The 15510-nt window shown below is 63.5% G+C and carries 14 protein-coding genes; 7 read left to right on the forward strand and 7 right to left on the reverse strand.

Annotated features, from left to right (window positions below; translation table 11 throughout):
• Nucleotides 1–77 precede the first annotated feature (77 nt).
• Entirely contained in the window at nt 78–758 is a 681-nt protein-coding gene (locus P0M12_RS17530; protein WP_007734477.1) for a FadR/GntR family transcriptional regulator, read from the forward strand.
• Here P0M12_RS17530 and P0M12_RS17535 read toward each other — a convergent pair.
• Together P0M12_RS17535 and P0M12_RS17540 are read right to left on the reverse strand one after the other, a co-directional pair.
• Complete coding sequence (locus tag P0M12_RS17535; protein ID WP_058039159.1) at nt 755–1861, reverse strand: TIGR00374 family protein; 1107 nt, start codon at nt 1859–1861, stop codon at nt 755–757. The genes P0M12_RS17530 and P0M12_RS17535 overlap by 4 nt on opposite strands.
• A gap of 9 nt (nt 1862–1870) precedes the next feature.
• Complete coding sequence (locus tag P0M12_RS17540) at nt 1871–3349, reverse strand: adenylate/guanylate cyclase domain-containing protein (protein ID WP_277377924.1); 1479 nt, start codon at nt 3347–3349, stop codon at nt 1871–1873.
• 192 nt (nt 3350–3541) lie between these two features.
• Here P0M12_RS17540 and P0M12_RS17545 point away from each other — a divergent pair, with 192 nt between their 5' ends.
• The 4 genes from P0M12_RS17545 to P0M12_RS17560 are packed head-to-tail and all read left to right on the forward strand — an operon-like array spanning nt 3542 to nt 7334.
• Nucleotides 3542–4720, forward strand: a complete 1179-nt coding sequence (locus P0M12_RS17545; protein WP_277377925.1) for an AI-2E family transporter — start codon at nt 3542–3544, stop codon at nt 4718–4720.
• Entirely contained in the window at nt 4713–5936 is a 1224-nt protein-coding gene (locus P0M12_RS17550; RefSeq protein WP_003945490.1) for a DUF5931 domain-containing protein, read from the forward strand. The genes P0M12_RS17545 and P0M12_RS17550 overlap by 8 nt, the downstream gene beginning before the upstream one ends.
• Before the next feature lie 28 nt (nt 5937–5964).
• Nucleotides 5965–6597, forward strand: a complete 633-nt coding sequence (locus tag P0M12_RS17555) for a response regulator transcription factor (RefSeq protein ID WP_047269712.1) — start codon at nt 5965–5967, stop codon at nt 6595–6597.
• A 17-nt stretch (nt 6598–6614) separates the two neighbouring features.
• Nucleotides 6615–7334 carry a DUF1707 domain-containing protein gene (locus tag P0M12_RS17560; protein WP_007734485.1) on the forward strand — a complete coding sequence of 240 codons (720 nt, stop codon included), beginning with the start codon at nt 6615–6617 and terminating at the stop codon, nt 7332–7334.
• 4 nt (nt 7335–7338) lie between these two features.
• On the opposite strand, the gene P0M12_RS17565 is transcribed toward P0M12_RS17560, so the two are convergent.
• Together P0M12_RS17565 and P0M12_RS17570 are read right to left on the reverse strand one after the other, a co-directional pair.
• Nucleotides 7339–7791, reverse strand: a complete 453-nt coding sequence (locus P0M12_RS17565; protein ID WP_003945664.1) for a MaoC family dehydratase — start codon at nt 7789–7791, stop codon at nt 7339–7341.
• A 35-nt stretch (nt 7792–7826) separates the two neighbouring features.
• A complete protein-coding gene (locus P0M12_RS17570) occupies nt 7827–8354 on the reverse strand; it encodes a cupin domain-containing protein (protein ID WP_007734488.1) in 528 nt (175 codons plus the stop codon).
• Between the two features lie 152 nt (nt 8355–8506).
• On the opposite strand from P0M12_RS17570, the gene P0M12_RS17575 reads away from it, so the two are divergent.
• Nucleotides 8507–9079, forward strand: coding sequence for a TetR/AcrR family transcriptional regulator (locus P0M12_RS17575; RefSeq protein WP_042920278.1), 573 nt, complete (start codon nt 8507–8509; stop codon nt 9077–9079).
• A gap of 137 nt (nt 9080–9216) precedes the next feature.
• Nucleotides 9217–11079 (forward strand): DUF2339 domain-containing protein, encoded by a 1863-nt coding sequence (locus P0M12_RS17580; protein ID WP_058227307.1) that lies wholly within the window; start codon nt 9217–9219, stop codon nt 11077–11079.
• On the opposite strand, the gene P0M12_RS17585 is transcribed toward P0M12_RS17580, so the two are convergent.
• The 3 genes from P0M12_RS17585 to trmB are packed head-to-tail and all read right to left on the reverse strand — an operon-like array spanning nt 11054 to nt 15466.
• Entirely contained in the window at nt 11054–13993 is a 2940-nt protein-coding gene (locus P0M12_RS17585; protein ID WP_277376632.1) for an MMPL family transporter, read from the reverse strand. The genes P0M12_RS17580 and P0M12_RS17585 overlap by 26 nt on opposite strands.
• Nucleotides 13994–14003: 10 nt before the next feature.
• Complete coding sequence (locus tag P0M12_RS17590; protein WP_003945733.1) at nt 14004–14711, reverse strand: NYN domain-containing protein; 708 nt, start codon at nt 14709–14711, stop codon at nt 14004–14006.
• Entirely contained in the window at nt 14708–15466 is a 759-nt protein-coding gene (gene trmB, locus P0M12_RS17595; RefSeq protein ID WP_007734493.1) for a tRNA (guanosine(46)-N7)-methyltransferase TrmB, read from the reverse strand. Before trmB ends, P0M12_RS17590 begins: the two co-directional genes overlap by 4 nt.
• Nucleotides 15467–15510: the final 44 nt, after the last annotated feature.

A 15510-nucleotide genomic window follows, 5' to 3' on the forward strand; every position in this document is an offset into this window, starting at 1 on the left:
GTCGAGAAGGAGTGCTCCTGTAGCCATGCGGGCTACACTAGAACGAAATCACTTATCAGACAACCTGAGGAGTTCACGTGTCCCCGATCGTCGAGCGTCGGCTGCTCACCGACCAGGCCGCGGAGTTGCTACGCGCGCGGATCGTGAGCGGTGAATGGGAAGTCGGCGCCAAACTTCCAGGTGAAACCACTCTTGCTGCGCAGTTGGGTATCGGGCGGTCCACTATCAGGGAAGCAGTGCGGACTCTCGCGGGCCTCGGCATGCTCGAATCGCGGCAGGGCGCCGGGGTCTTCCTACGGAGTACGACGCCTCCGGATCAGTGGCCCCGAGTGCTCGAAGCCGAGGCGATCCTTCACGTCGTCGAGGTGCGCAACGCGGTCGAGATCGAAGCAGCTCGCCTCGCCGCGCAGCGGCGCGATGCCGTTGACGTCGCGGCTCTGCGGCAAGCGCTCGACGGTAGAACTGCCGCAGCGCACTCTGGCGACGCAGCGTTCGTCGACGCCGACATCGCCGTCCACCGAGCAGTGGTGGACGCGGCACACAATCCCGTGCTGTCGGAACTCTTCGAGACCTTTGTACCGCGTCTGCGGGCGGCGTTGATCGAGTTGATCGCGGTTCTGGACCTGCATCCCCACAGCCAGCCCGACGCGGACGAACATCGAATGTTGGTGGACGCCATCGAAGCCGGCGACGCGGAGGCAGCCGTACGGATCAGTCGGGCACACCTCGACGACATGGCGGCAGCGTTGCGACGCTAGACGCCCGGCTGTTCGCGGCGTTCGAACTCGAGGTCCATCTCGAGGTCTTCGTGGTGGGTTGCACGGAAAGTGATCAAGAAGACGATCCAACCGGCGACAGCGACCCCGACGAAGCTGACCATCCGATATACAAACCATGCCGCAATTGCCTGCGCTCCACTGGCACCGGCGATCGTCAGCGCGGTGATCAGTGCGGTGTCCACGTAGCCCAGCCCGCCGGGCAGCAGCGGAATGCTGCCGACTGCTTTGGCGGCGGTAAAGGCAATCAGGAGCCCCGCGAAGGAGGGTTCCGCGCCCACCGCCCAGCATGCGAAACCCAAACAAGCGACATCGGCGACACGATGGATGGCCGACCACCCGAATGCGATGACCGAGTCGGTGCGGCTGAGCTCGACCGAATCCAGTTGCTTGAGGATTTCGGACCAACGGTGCATACCGCGCCCGGTCGGGTTCTTGCGAGAACGGTTGTACAGCGCCAGAACTCGGTGCCCGATGCGCTCGATGCTGCCGGGATTCTGGGCTATGTATCGCAACGCCAGAAACAGTGCTGCCATGCCGACGAGCGAAATCGTCAGCGTCACCGGGCTGACCTTGGTGCCGAACGCCGCCGCGCCGGTAGCGCCGAGTAGTGCCAGAGTCGCGGCGGCGATGACACCGCACATCGCCAACTGCCAGGATGCGACAACCGGTGTAGCGCCCCACTTTCGAGTCTGCTTGTACGTGAACGCAGTGGAGAAGACCTGGCCCGCAGGCAACGTCAGCGCCATTGCCGTACTGGCATAGATGACCGAGAGGTTCTTGAGGTGACCGGCAACCACACCAGCGGCATTGAGCAGACGTTGTTGAACGGACGCGTAACCGCTGAGTGAAATGAGTTGGGCCGCGACGCACGCGGCCACCCAACCCCAATGGATTTCGGTCAGGACCCGCCAGGCCTCACTTAGCCTGGGCCAGAGATATGCGCCTTCGACTATCAGGAGGGCGATGAGTGCTATCCCGAGCACCCACTTCAGCCACCAGAAGCGCCCTCTGGCCCGACTGGTCTCGGCCACGGGCGAGCGTGGTCGTCTCAGTCGCCGTGGGGTGTTTCCAGGCTGAGCCATCGACTCACCCTAACCAATTTGATCCGGATCGACCTCTGGATACTTTTCGGGCCACGCCAGATGCGTCAGTCGTCGGCGCCCACGCAGTTGGACTTGCTCGCCGAGTTCCCACTCGGCCTGTTCCTCTTCGTCGGCGAAGTACAACGCGCTCGTCGACGCCAGCACCCGGCTGGGCCGAAGTTTCGCGAGCTCGGTGAGCCGTGACGCCTCGTTGACCGGATCACCGATCACGGTGTACTCGAAACGTTCGGCAGCACCGATGTTGCCGGCGACCGCGAGCCCCGCGCTCACACCGATTCCGACGTCGAGGCCGGTGATGTCGTTGAGCTTGAACCGCAGCTCGCGAGCCGCAGCGAGGGCTGCCGTCGGAGCGTCGGGCCGATCGAGTGGTGCACCGAAGATGGCGAGTGCCGCATCACCCATGAACTTGTTGACAAAACCATGGTGACGATCGATGACGTCGACGACCACACGGAAGAACTCGTTGAGCAGTTCGACCACTTCACCCGGCGGGCGCTCGGCCGCGGCACCGGTGGATCCGACCATGTCGACGAACAGAACTGCCACGAATCGAGTTTCGCCGCCCAGCTCGGTACCGAACTTCAACGCGCGCCGGGCCACGTCCTCGCCGACGTGCTGACCGAACAGCTCACGCAGCAGACGACGTTCGTCGGACTCTTTCATCATGCGGTTGAAGCCGACCTGCAGCCGGCCGATCTCACTGCCGTCGAACACCTCGACGCGTACGTCGGTGGCGCCGCGCTGCACCCGCTCGATGGCGCGTCGCAGTTGGCGGATCGGATCGGAGATCTGGGTAGCCGTCAGCATCGACAGCGCAAAGGCCTGCACGATCGCCATGATCGAGATGAGCAGGATCGCCCACGCGAGAGAGTCGGGGGAGAACTCGAGATCGGTCGTGAGCTGCGTCGAGCACAGCAAGATGATGCCTGCGACGGGCATCAGCGTGCCGAGACCCCAGGTCATCGCCAGCCGGGTTCCGACGCCAGGCGCCATGGTCCGATCGAATTCGCCCTCGCTCAAGGCCTGGGCGGCGACCGGACGCAAAATGCGCTCACCGAGCATGTAGGTGAACCCGAAGGTCGTGGTCGCGGCCATGCAGACCGTCACGATCACGGCGATCGCGAGTCCGGGCATCTCGGTGATGGTCAGGAACACGAAGATGATGCCGCCCAGAATCCACAGCACCAGGTGGACGATGGCCTGGCGAAGCGGCGCGTGCAGTGCCGCCATCTGCTCGGACCTCGACGGTGGACCCCCGCGCAGCCGCCAGCGAATGACCGACTTCAACATCATCGCCGCCGCCGTGAGGCTGACGGCGCCGGCGAATGCCAGGTACACGCCGAAGATCGCGAAGTTGCGGACCCGGTCGGCAACTATCGCGTCGGACTCCTGGATCGGCACGCCGTACCGGACGAAGGCAAAGACCAGTACCGCGCCGATCAGATTGGCTGCGAGCATGGAGAGCATATAGAGGGGCCACCGGCTGCGGATGGTCACCGCTATTGCTCTGTATGAGGCCCGCACAGGGTTCAATTTAGCTGGCAGAGGTCGAAGTGTTGGTACGCGCGTCCGATTATTCGTCCGCTCACCTGTGTCGGCCGGGCCGGTTAGGCTCGCGATGTGAACGCAAACAGGGGGCGTGCGGAGCGAGCATCGAGGATGAACAAACCCATCTCCGCCGACGCTCGGGCGGTGCATCCCGGCGTGCGCATCGCTGCGGAATGGTCGTGGCGCCTCATTGTGATCTTCGCCGGACTGTTGGTTCTCGGGTACGTCGTACTCCGCCTCGAAACCGTGCTCATCCCGGTGGGGCTGGCTCTGCTGGCATCAGCTCTGCTGATCCCGATTGTCGATCGGCTACAGGTGTGGGGTGTTCCCCGCTCGGCAGCCGTCATCGTCGTTCTGCTTGCCTCGATCGGACTGGTCGCGGGAATCATGACGTTTGTCGTCGAGCAGTTCATCGACGGGTTGCCCCAGCTCACCGACCAGTTCACGGCCAGCGTCACGCAAATTCAGAACTGGCTCACCAGCGGTCCGCTGCACTTCAGCGAGGATCAGATCCGCCAGGCAGGTGATTCGGTCGTCAAGTCGGTGCAATCCAATCGTGAGTCCCTGACCAGCGGCGCCTTGACCACGGCGACAGTCATCGGCGAGATCTTCACCGGGGCATTGCTGACGCTGTTCACTCTCATGTTCTTCCTCTACGGCGGCGATCAGATCTGGCAGTTCGTCACCCGGATCGTTCCCACCGACGCGCGTCGTCGCGTACGGATCGCCGGTTCTGCAGGTTTCGGGTCGCTGATCGGCTACGTGCGCGCCACGGTCGCGGTTGCCGCCGCCGACGCGATCGGTATCGGTGCCGGCCTGGCGATCCTCGGGGTGCCGCTCGCCCTGCCGCTGGCGTCGTTGGTGTTCATCGGCGCGTTCATTCCGATCGTCGGTGCATTTCTGACCGGTTTTCTCGCGGTGCTTGTCGCTCTGGTCACGAAGGGTTTCCTGACGGCGCTGATCGTCCTCGGCATCATCATCGGCGTCATGCAGCTCGAAGCGCACGTGATGCAACCGCTGTTGTTGGGTCGCGCTGTTCGCCTGCATCCGCTGGCAGTCGTTCTCGCCATTACAACGGGCATCGTTCTCGCTGGAATCGTCGGCGGGCTCTTGGCTGTTCCGATCGTCGCGGTCCTGAATACCGCTATTCGTTCCCTCCTCGCCGACGACCCGGACATCGCGTACGCCGAACTGCACGTCGAAGATCCGGAAACCCCACTGTTCCCCGCCGAACCCGACGAGCCGCGCGCCGAGCCTCGCATCGTGAACCCCACTCCTCCCGATGACTGAGCCCACCCGCCGTCGTCGGCTGCACTATCAGCCGACCGTTCGCGAGGCGTCGGGTGTCGACACCGACCCTGATGCCCCGCTGTGGCGGGCGGCACAGGCATTTCGGCTCGTCACGCTGGTGTACGCGATCAGCTACCAGTTCGCCTCGGCCTCCGACTACACCAACTCTCGGCTCAGCTGGTTCTTCGTCGCTCTGATGGCCGTGTGGACCGGGGTGTCGGCACTGTTGCTCGGGACATCCGGTGCTTTGTTCGGGAAGAAGCTGCCGCGGTATCAGGTGGTGATCGCCGATCAGGTGGTCGTCATCTTGCTGATGGCGTCGACGAGGCTGGTCTCCGACCACGAGTGGTATCAGAATCACCAGACGCTGCCCACCACGCTGTGGGCCACCAACGCGGTCATCTCCGCGGCAATTCTCGGCGGGCCGTGGCTCGGTATGGCGTCCGGAGTTGTCATCTCGGCGGCCAGCGCGATCATCCGCGACCAGGTCAACCTGGACCTCTGGCGCGATGCGACGGCTCCCGTGCTCGTATCGGTCGGCCTGGCGTTGGGCTTGGCCACCACCACCGCTCGGCGCTCGCATCGACAACTCGAGCAAGCCGTCCGTCTGGCGGCGGCCACCGAAGAGCGCGAGCGTTTGGCACGCGAAGTACACGACGGCGTTCTGCAGGTGCTGGCGATGGTGCGCAGGCGAGGTGCGGCACTCGGCGGCGAGGCAGCTGAACTGGCTGCTCTGGCCGGTGAGCAGGAGGTCGCCTTGAGAATGCTGATCTCCGAGCAGGTTTCGGGCGCCGCGGCAGACGTCGGCGGACAGACAGTGGATCTGTGTCCGCTGCTGACCACGCAGGCAAGCACGTCGGTGTCGGTGTCGACGCCCGCGCACCCCGTCGTGATCGAGCGTGATCGAGCCATCGAACTGGCAGCCATCGTCGACAATGCTCTGTCCAATGTCGGGCTGCACGCCGGGCCCGCGGCGAAGGCATACGTATTGCTCGAAGATTTGCCGGACGAGGTGATCGTCAGCGTCCGCGACGACGGCGTCGGAATCCCCGAGGGTCGCTTGGCGCAGGCCGAAGCCGAAGGCCGCATGGGAGTATCGAAGTCCATTCTCGGCCGAGTGCAGGTGCTCGGCGGCACTGCAGTCCTGCAAACCGGGCCGGGGGAGGGCACCGAATGGGAGATCAACGTTCCGAAGGGGAAAAGTGAGCGTGGCTGACGAACATGGCGAGAATCCGGTGACGGTGATGGTCGTCGACGATCACCCGATGTGGCGCGACGGTGTCTCCCGGGACCTCGAAGCTGCCGGCTTCACCGTGAGCGCCACGGCGGAGGGTGTCGAGAGTGCGCGGCGCCGGGCCGCCGCCGTGCAACCGGCGGTGGTTCTGATGGACATGAACCTTCCGGACGGAAACGGTGCCGACGCCACCACCGCAGTTCTCGAGGTTTCGCCGAAGAGCAAGGTACTGGTGCTTTCGGCCTCTGCCGAACGTGACGACGTCCTCGACGCGGTCAAAGCCGGAGCGTCGGGTTACCTGGTCAAGAGTGCTTCGGTGGCGGAACTGCTCGAGGCCGTGCGAGCGACTTTCGACGGACAAGCCGTCTTCACCCCCGGCCTCGCCGGATTGGTGCTCGGTGAGTACCGCCGGATGTCGACGGCACCGGCCGACGATCGCGCACCCGAGCTGCCTCGGCTCACCGACCGTGAGACCGAAGTGCTCCGTCTTGTCGCCAAGGGGCTGAGCGCAAAACAGATCGCCACGAGGCTCTCGCTCAGCCACCGGACCGTCGAAAACCATGTGCAGGCAACGCTTCGGAAGCTTCAGTTGGCCAATCGCGTCGAGCTCACGCGATACGCGATAGAACAAGGTCTCGAATAACGTTTATCCTGGAAATCATGGAGGCCAGGAATCTACGCGTATCCGATGCCGAACGAGAGCATGTCGGCGAGCTGCTGCAGAAAGCTGTCGGTCAAGGGATGCTCTCGCTCGGTGAGTTCACCGAGCGCATGGACACTGCCTTGGCCGCAAAGACACGAGGTGAGCTCAACTCGGTTCTCGCCGATCTTCCGGGCATCACACTGATCTCCGACTACGACCCACCCGCGTATCCCAATGCGGGTCAGCCGATGTACCAAGGCCAGCCCTACCCGGCGCCGACGTACCAACCCCAACCGCCGCCGGTTCACCCGAGCCCGCCTTACCGCGCTCCCGTCGGGGCTCCGGTTGTAGGTACTTACGGAGCGGCAAATGCTGCCGTGATCCGTGGACGAATGGCGACGGTGACGCGGAACGGTGCCTGGATCGTTCCACCAGCTGTCGTGGTCGACACCAGAATGTCCAGTGTGACTATCGATTTCACGCGCGCGGTGATGCAGACGCAGGTCGTGAACATCTCGATCGACGACTACGCCAGCTCGATTTCACTGATCGTTCCCGAAGAGGCGACGGTGGACATGAACGGTGTCGAGGCAGTCGGGGGAAGCGCGTCGAACAAGGTTCGGTCCGGCCCACAGATGGGCCCGCTGCATCTGGTGGTGCACGGCAAGGTGCGATTCGGCAGTGTCACCGCGAAGCATCCCTTCGGTACCACGATCCGAAAGATGTTCGGCTCCTGACCTTTCAGTGATACGCGCGGGTCAACATCTCGGCGACGCACACGGGCTTGTCACCGTGTTCTCGTTCGAACGTCTGCGTCACCGTGATCTGGACACCGCCGTTGATCGGTTCGACTTTGCTCAACGTCGCGCGCATGCGGACACGAGAGCCGACCGGAAGCGGAGCGGGCAACCTGACCTTGTCGAATCCGCAGTTGAGAGCAAACGCAAAACCTTCGAGCGAGAACATTGCGTACGAGAACTTGGGGCCGAGTGAGAGCGTGTAGTTGCCGTGCGCGATGGTTCCGCCGAACGGCGACTCCTTCGCGCGATCCACATCGACGTGAATCCACTGATCGTCGCCGGTGACCCGGGCGAACTCGTCGATGGACTCCTGGGTGACATCGTGCCAGTCGCTGACGCCCAGCTCTTGGTTCAGGTTGGCGCTGAGGTCTTCTGCTCCGGTGAGTACAAGCATGAATTTTCCTTCGATCGGTAGGTGCTGACAGTCGGTCAGTGACTTTCGATGCCGAATCCCACACCGTGTGTCTGTGCGATCTCGGCGGTGGCAACGAGATCGAATTCGATCCCGAAGTCTGCTTCTACCCGCGCTGCAACCGATTCCGCGGCGGAACCTGCTTCGGCCAGTAGTTTCGGCATCAGTTCGAACAGGTCTTCCATCCCTCCGGGCGTGATGATTTCGAGAATCCGTGCTGGAGCGTCGTCGGGATTCCACACGGCGTGCCACTGGCCACGCGGTTTGAAGATCATGGCGCCGGTCTCCGCGTAGACGACCTCGTCTCCGACCATCGCTGCGACGCGGCCACTTTGAACCACCGTGTACTCGTCTTCCCGGCTGTGGCGATGGACCGGTGAGGTCATCGAATGCGGAGCGATGCGGTGTTGTACAAGAGAGAAACCTCCCTCGGTTTGTTTGTTACGAACCATCATCCGGACGCCGGTGGCCGCGAGGGTCCCGGCGAGGTCTTCGTCCGGTCCGAGGACGGTCGTGGTGGTGTTGTTCGGGGAATTCGGTGACATCGATTTGGTCCTTTGCCGTCGTGAACGTCGTTGGCCGTGCTCCGGTTTGTTGATTCCCGAATCATGTACCAATCGGTCTAGTGATGCAAGGTTTTGGCAATTTATGCACTTCAAGTGTTGTCGATATGTGTACTGATCGGTATATTGAACGTATGTCTACGAGAGATTTGTTGGTCGATGCCGCTGCCGATTTGTTGCAGCGGAAGGGCTACGCCGGAACGGGGGTGTCGGAAGTTCTCTCGGCTAGTGCGACTACCAAAGGTTCCTTGTACTTTCACTTTCCCGGCGGCAAGGAAGAACTCGCAGGCGAGGCTCTGAGGCGACGTGGCGAGGCAATGGCCGATTTCATCCGGCACCTGCTGGAGAGCTCACCCGATGCAGCCACCGCGATCTCGGCATTCGCCGCCGCATTGGCTGCGCGTTTGTCGGATTCGGACTACGAACGTGGATGCGCCCTGGCTACGGCAACACTGGATGCCGCAACCGAATCCGAGGTCATCCGCGGTGCTTGTGCGGACGGGTACAACTCGTGGCTCGCACTGCTGGCTCAGCGCCTCGAGGCAGACGGTTGGTCCCGCGAAGACGCCGAGTCCGAGGCAATTCTCGCTCTGTCCGCACTCGAGGGCGCGCTGGTCCTTGCTCGGGCGCGTCAGGATCCCGCTCCGCTTCACACTTCGGGTCGGCTTCTGTCCGAACGATTGCGGAACGCGGCACCTCGGCGTTAGTGCCCTGTCAGTCGATGATGCAGTCAGTCGAGGGTGCTGTCAGTCGAAGTTGTCCTCAGTTGAGTACGAGAAGTCCTCAGGCTGATCGAGTAGTACTACTCATCTGATCGGTTCGGCCACGCAGCAAGCTCGAAGCCATGACCACACCGAGCTTTTCCGCCGTCGATCCGCGACTGGTGACCGCCCTCTCGGCCGAGTGCGACAGCATCGGCCGGCAGTTGCGTCACATGGGCCAGAACCTGTCGATCCTGCAGACTCAGCTGGCCTCGGCTACTGCGACCCCGCCCATGGCGGTAGTCCCGGCACCCGCAGCTCCGGTGCCACAGGTGCCGCAGATGCCGCCAATGCGTTCTCAGCAGAGCGTGCCCGCGTGGCAGCCGCCGACGTATCCGGTTGCCGCACCTCGCCAGCCCTGGTGGCAACGCGACGGTGTCATCAGTCGACTCCTGGCCGCGGCCGGTGTCGCCGTCACACTGATCGGCGTCGTGATGCTGCTGGTACTTGCAGCGCAGGCCGGATTCTTCGGACCTCCGCTGCGGGTGCTCGGCGGTGCGCTCCTTTCCGGCGCCTTGGTGTTTGCCGGGGTGCGGGTCCACGGACGACCAGGGGGCAAAGTGGGGGCAATTGCCCTGGCTGCCACAGGTTTTGCAGGGATGTATCTCGATGTCGTCGCAGCCTCCGTTCTCTACGGTTGGGTGACGACACCGCTCGCGGTGGTGATTGCCTTCGGAATCGCCGCCGCCGGCGTTGCCCTCGCCGTGAAGTGGCATTCCGAATCGCTGGCGCTCATGATCGTTCTGGGAGCAGCGCTGCTGGCTCCCGTGTTGACGTCGGGAATATCGTTGACCCTCATCGGTTTCCTCTTCGCGATCCAGTCGGCGACATTCTCCGCCCAGCTCGGTCGTGACTGGAAGTACCTGGGCATGGCGCGCACCGTACCGGTGGTTCTCGCACTGCTCGCAGCGATAGCGTCGGAGTCCATCTTTGACGAATCCGGTAACAGTGCAGTGCAATTGGTGGTCAGTGCCGGCGTGGTTGCAATCGTGGGGGCCGGCTGCGCGATGGTTATGCAGTGGACGGGTTCGCCCTCGCGTGACGGCATTGCAGGGGCGTGGTCCACCGCTACCTTTGTTGTCTCGTCCCTTCCGCTGATGAGCGTCGGAGCCGTGCTCGGGCGCACCGAATCCGCAGTGCTGTACGGAATTGCTGCGGCACTACTTCTTTCGGCTGCAGCGGCGGCCAAGCCTTTGCCGACGCAACTGCGATTCGGACTGGGCGCAACCGGCGCCCTCGCATTGTTGCTCTGCTGCTTCTCCGGGGCGACTGAATCTCTGGTCGTACCGCTGATCCTCACGGTCGGAATGATCTTCCTCGGAGTCTCGCTGTATGCGGGTTCGCGCTTCGTCTTCGCACTCGGAACCGCCTTTGCGGCAATCGGATCGATCGGATACCTCACGACGGTTCCGCCGGAAGCGTTGACGACCGCTCGCGCCGCGTCCAGGCAACTCGGTGCGATCACGGCACTCTCGAGCCTGACGGCGATAGGCGCGCTGGTGATGCTGGTCTGGGCGATTCACCGACTGAAGTTGATCGCCGATTCGAATGCAGCGGTTCTATGGGCGGCCGCAGGGTTCGGTGTCCTCTACGCGGTGACGTGCGCGCTCGTCTCATCCGGCGTCGAAATTTTCGACAGTGCAACCGGTTTCGTTGCCGGGCACAGCGTTGCAACCATCGTGTGGATGCTTGCCGCCACGTCAGCGCTGGTGCTCGGATTGAACAACCGCCAGCACGCTCGCGTCTTGCTCGGAGCCGGGCTTGCTCTCACCAGTGCGGCCGTGGCAAAGCTGTTCCTCTTCGACCTGGCCACACTCAGTGGGCTGGTGCGCAGCGTTGCCTTCCTGGTGGTCGGCTTGCTGCTCCTGCTGGTCGGGACACGTTATGCACGAGCCTTCGCCAAGCAGGAGCAGGAGCAGGTCAGCTTCGCTTCTGGCGAGCGATGAGCTCGCTCACGCTGATGGCGCCTGCGTCGTCAGGCCGGTGCCTGCCGGTGGCGTTGTCGTCGCCGTCAGGGGTGGCGTCCGAGACTCGGGGCTCGTTGGTAGGCGAAGGCGAATCCGTGAAAACCCCGTTACGACGCTCCGGAGCGGTCGGTGGAGGCGGCGACTGGGGGGTCGCCTCCACCGAGGTCGGGGCTGAACCGTTTGTTGCAGAGCCGTTGGTAGCACCGTTTGCGGAGCCGTTCCGGCTCGCGCCGTTGGAGCCTGAACTGCTGCTGGCAGCACCGTTGGTCGCCGAACCGTTTGTCCGCGAAGGCGTCCGGACCACCGGCAGTGGACGTGAGGCCGGGGGAGTCTGTTCCCGGGCCCGCAGGTCCGACAACCAACTCTCGATGGGACGCTCGACCGGCGCAGCGGGCGTGGGGTTTCTGCGCTTGTCGCTGGCATTCGGTTGCGGCCGGTACGAGGGATTGGGTACAGGTGCCTCGATCAGGTTCTGGGGGGCGCTGGCTGCACTCCCGATATCGAGACGACGTCGCGGTGCCGGCTTCTCCGCGGCGGGAGCCTCCGTGTTGGGTGCCTTGATCGCCATTTCGCTGAGCGGAATGGGCTCGGTGAGAGGATCGGGAACGCGAGGTCCGCTTTCCGGCTGTGCAGCCGGGGCAGGCGGCGGCATGACCCGCGAGGCCGCTTCGATCTTGCGCGGCTGCCCCGGTCCGGCGATCGCACCGACAGGCGCGATCTGCGGGACGTTCGCGAGTACCAGCTCGTTGTCGAGGATCGGCTCGCCCAGCCCGATCTTCTGCTGGATCCGCTTCATCCAGGCCGGAGCCCACCAGCAGTCGTCGCCGAGCAGTTTCATGGTCGCGGGGACCAGGAACATTCGGATGAGAGTCGCGTCGATGATCAGCGCGGAGATCATGCCGTAGGAGATGTATTTCATCATCACCAGATCGGACAGGCCGAATGCGCCGGTGACCACGATCAGAATCAGTGCGGCAGCGGTGATGATCCGGCCGGTATGTGCCGTGCCGATACGGATGGATTCGGTAGTACTCGCGCCCTGCGCGCGCGCTTCGACCATGCGGGAGAGCAGGAACACTTCGTAGTCGGTCGACAGGCCGTAGACGATCGCGATGATCAACACCAGGACGGGAGACATGATCGGTCCCGGCGTGAAGTTCAAGAGACCGGAACCGTGCCCGTCGATGAAGATCCAGGTCAGGATTCCGAGCGTCGAACCCAGTCCGAGCGCGCTCATCAATGCGGCCTTGATGGGCAGGACGAGCGAGCCGAACGTCAAGAACATCAGCAAGGTCGTCAGCAGGATGACGGATACGACCATCAGCGGCAGACGATCGAGCAATGCGTCGACGCTGTCCTGCTCGATGGCCGGAGTACCGCCGACCAGCACAGTTGTGCCCTCGGGCCAGTCCGCGGACCGCAGATAGTCGATGGTGGGACGTGCCTCGTTCCGCTCCGTCAGACCGGCCTTGAGGACGTTGACACCGTCCTTCGTCGCAACCTCCGGGGTGAACTTCTCGACCAGACCCGGCGCAGCATTTGCGGTCTTGGAAATCTGACCGAGGGTGGTGTTGTCGGCTCCCTCGATGACGAGTCGAACGGGCTCGGTGCGATTGCCGGGGAAGAGTTCGTCGAACTGCGCCTGCGCGACACGCGTGGGGCTGTCCGGGGGCAGGTACGTCTCGTTGATACCGCCGAACTTGATGCCCGTCAGCGGAATGATCATCAGCAGTAGAGCCGCGACGATCGGGACCGCGACCTTGAGCGGATGCTGCATGACCCAGCGGGTGAGCTTGCCCCAGAAACCGTTCTCGATTTCCTCGTTGGTCTTGGTCTGGCGCAGCTTCTTGAAGGTCAGCGCGTCGATCCGCTTGCCGAGAATGCCGAGAATCGCGGGAAGAATCGTGATGGACGAGATCGCGGCAAGCATGACGGCAGCAATGGCGCCGTAAGCCACCGATTTGAGGAAGCCCTGCGGGAACAACAGCAGACCGCCAAGGCTGACGGCAACCATGGTCGCCGAGAACATGACCGTTCTACCCGCCGTCATGACCGTTCGGCGTACTGCGGTCGGGGTGTCGTACCCCTCGGCTATCTCTTCTCGGAAACGGCTGACGATGAACAGTCCGTAGTCGATCGCGAGACCCAGGCCGACCAGAGAGACCACGGGCGCAACAAACGCGTTGACCTCGGTGAAGTTGGTGATCAGTCGAATGATGCCGTTGGCGCCGATGACGGTCAGACCGCCGACGATCAACGGGAGGGCAGCAGCGACGACGCCACCGAAGACGAAGAACAGCAGGACACCGACAGCAGGAATCGCGAGCATTTCCATGCGCTTGATGTCGTTGGCCATCGTGTCGTTGAGCGAATTCGCGACAGGTTGCAGGCCGGCGAGTTGCACGTCGACGCCGTCGATGTAGAACTGCGACTCGACGTCGCGGAAGTTGTTGGACACCGCGGTGTCGTTGTCTCCGGCGATCGCGATGCTGGTGACCGCGTGTTGCTTGGTCTTGTCCGCCAGGGCCGCCACCGAGAGACCGTTGTCGACCTTGAAGTACGAGCCGTTGATCTTCATGATCTGGTCGGGGTTGTCGGCGACGAGTCGCTGCAGATTGTCGATGACCTTCGCTTGGAACTCGGGGTCGTCGACGGTCTTGCCCTCCGGCGCCGTGTACAGCGCCAGAACGTCACCCGTCGTGCTGCGTCCGAACGTGCCGTCAGCGAGTTTGGCAGCCTCTACCGATTCCGACCCCGGATCGTCCCAGCCGCTCTGGCTGAGATGATCCTGCAGGCTCAGGCCGTACGCAGCGAGCCCGAGGAGCCCCGCCACCATGACAGCGATGACGGTGAAGCGGGCTCGATAGACGATGCTTCCCCAGCTGGCGAACACTGATCAACTCCTACTCGGCAACACTTTTTCGCCCGATGAGCAGGGCAGAAAGCGGTCGGAACGGCTGCAACCAGGCGCCCTCGTCGGGCAGGGTGTCCAGGCTTACCCGTGGCAGAGGCTCACGGAAGACACCTGGGATGTCCTCGAGATCGACGAAGTCCAAGATATCGGACGACACAGCCCAGCTGGCGTGTTCACGGAACCCGAGAACCTGGACCGGGATACCGGTTGCTGCGATGTCCTCGAGAGGTTCGCGGAACGCTTGGCCGTCGGCGGACGCGACCATGATTCCGGCGAGGCCCTCGCCGTACCGGAGCGCGATGTGCTCGAGCATGTCCGAATCGACATCGCTGTCTTCATCGACCTTCGGCTTGGCGAACACCGCGAAACCCACGTTACGCAAGGCTTCGACCCAAGGACGAACGACGTCGGCGCTGCCGGACGCGATGTTGGTGAAGACGGTCGCTTCAGGCTCGAGCGTGCCGCTGTTCTGTGCGGACAGTTCGGCGGTGCGAGAGAGCAGCCAACGACCCAAAGCGTCGAATCGTGGCCGGTAGGCGGCGGTAGGCCGGCCACCGAGGATAGCGCCGAGGCCCATGTCGAGGTTAGGGGCGTCCCAGACCAGAAGCACCCGCTTGGGGTGGCGGGAGTCACGACCGAAGTCGAGAGGAGATTCCGACGACGTCACGTCGTCGGATAGCTGTTCGCTGACGCTCATGCTCTGATCTTCCCCCATATAAGCTCGGTGATTGCACTTCCGACCTTATGGGCTTTGTCCTCGAACTTGGTGACCGGACGCTCGTGGGTCATCGGAGACTCCCAGTCGAGTGCGGTCAGCAGCGGCTCGGCATTGCCGGCTTCTTCGATCCATTCGGCGTACTCGGCGTGATCGGTTGCCACGTGCAGAACTCCGCCGGGCTTGAGGCGGTTGGCGATCAGCGAGAACGTCGGCCCCTGCAGGAGGCGACGCTTGTGATGGCGGGCCTTGGGCCACGGATCCGGGAAGAACACCCGGACGCCCGTCAGGGACTCGGGGGCGACCATGTTCTCGAGTACGTCCATCGCGTCACCGCGCAGTACGCGGACGTTGGGAATTTCTTCGCGTTCGACCTGCTGGAGAAGCTGCGCGAGCCCGGGGCGGTACACCTCGATCGCGATCAGGTTCACGTGCGGTTCCGCCTTGGCCATTGCGGCCGTCGCGGTGCCGGTACCCGAACCGATCTCGATGATCAGGGGTGCTTCGCGTCCGAACCAGGCGTTCGCGTCGAGCGGTGTGTCCGAGACGTCGGCGCCGATGAGCGGCCACTGACGGTCCCAAGCCTGCTGCTGTGCGTCGGTCAGCGCACCCCGGCGAGAGCGAAAGCTGGTCACTCTCGGATGGAGACGGGACCCCTTGGTGTGGTCCGTCTGCCCCGTGTCAGGGGTCTGCGGTGCATGCTGATCGGCTTCGTTCACGAACCCATTGTCACGCATGACCCCCGTTTAGCGCAGACGGGTCTGAAGTTTGAGTTGAGACT

Origin of the sequence: Rhodococcus sp. RCBS9, assembly GCF_029457415.1 — a bacterium.
GTDB classification, from domain to species: domain Bacteria; phylum Actinomycetota; class Actinomycetes; order Mycobacteriales; family Mycobacteriaceae; genus Rhodococcus_F; species Rhodococcus_F qingshengii.

Excerpts from the sequence above, each read along its gene's own strand:
- P0M12_RS17535 (WP_058039159.1), bottom strand. The coding sequence starts at position 1,861 with ATGGCTCAGCCTGGAAACACCCCACGGCGACTGAGACGACCACGCTCG.
- P0M12_RS17580 (WP_058227307.1), top strand. The coding sequence starts at position 9,217 with ATGACCACACCGAGCTTTTCCGCCGTCGATCCGCGACTGGTGACCGCC.
- P0M12_RS17560 (WP_007734485.1), top strand. The coding sequence starts at position 6,615 with ATGGAGGCCAGGAATCTACGCGTATCCGATGCCGAACGAGAGCATGTC.
- trmB (WP_007734493.1), bottom strand. The coding sequence starts at position 15,466 with ATGCGTGACAATGGGTTCGTGAACGAAGCCGATCAGCATGCACCGCAG.
- P0M12_RS17545 (WP_277377925.1), top strand. The coding sequence starts at position 3,542 with ATGAACAAACCCATCTCCGCCGACGCTCGGGCGGTGCATCCCGGCGTG.
- P0M12_RS17540 (WP_277377924.1), bottom strand. The coding sequence starts at position 3,349 with ATGCTCTCCATGCTCGCAGCCAATCTGATCGGCGCGGTACTGGTCTTT.
- P0M12_RS17570 (WP_007734488.1), bottom strand. The coding sequence starts at position 8,354 with ATGTCACCGAATTCCCCGAACAACACCACCACGACCGTCCTCGGACCG.
- P0M12_RS17575 (WP_042920278.1), top strand. The coding sequence starts at position 8,507 with ATGTCTACGAGAGATTTGTTGGTCGATGCCGCTGCCGATTTGTTGCAG.
- P0M12_RS17590 (WP_003945733.1), bottom strand. The coding sequence starts at position 14,711 with ATGAGCGTCAGCGAACAGCTATCCGACGACGTGACGTCGTCGGAATCT.
- P0M12_RS17565 (WP_003945664.1), bottom strand. The coding sequence starts at position 7,791 with ATGCTTGTACTCACCGGAGCAGAAGACCTCAGCGCCAACCTGAACCAA.
- P0M12_RS17550 (WP_003945490.1), top strand. The coding sequence starts at position 4,713 with ATGACTGAGCCCACCCGCCGTCGTCGGCTGCACTATCAGCCGACCGTT.
- P0M12_RS17555 (WP_047269712.1), top strand. The coding sequence starts at position 5,965 with ATGGTCGTCGACGATCACCCGATGTGGCGCGACGGTGTCTCCCGGGAC.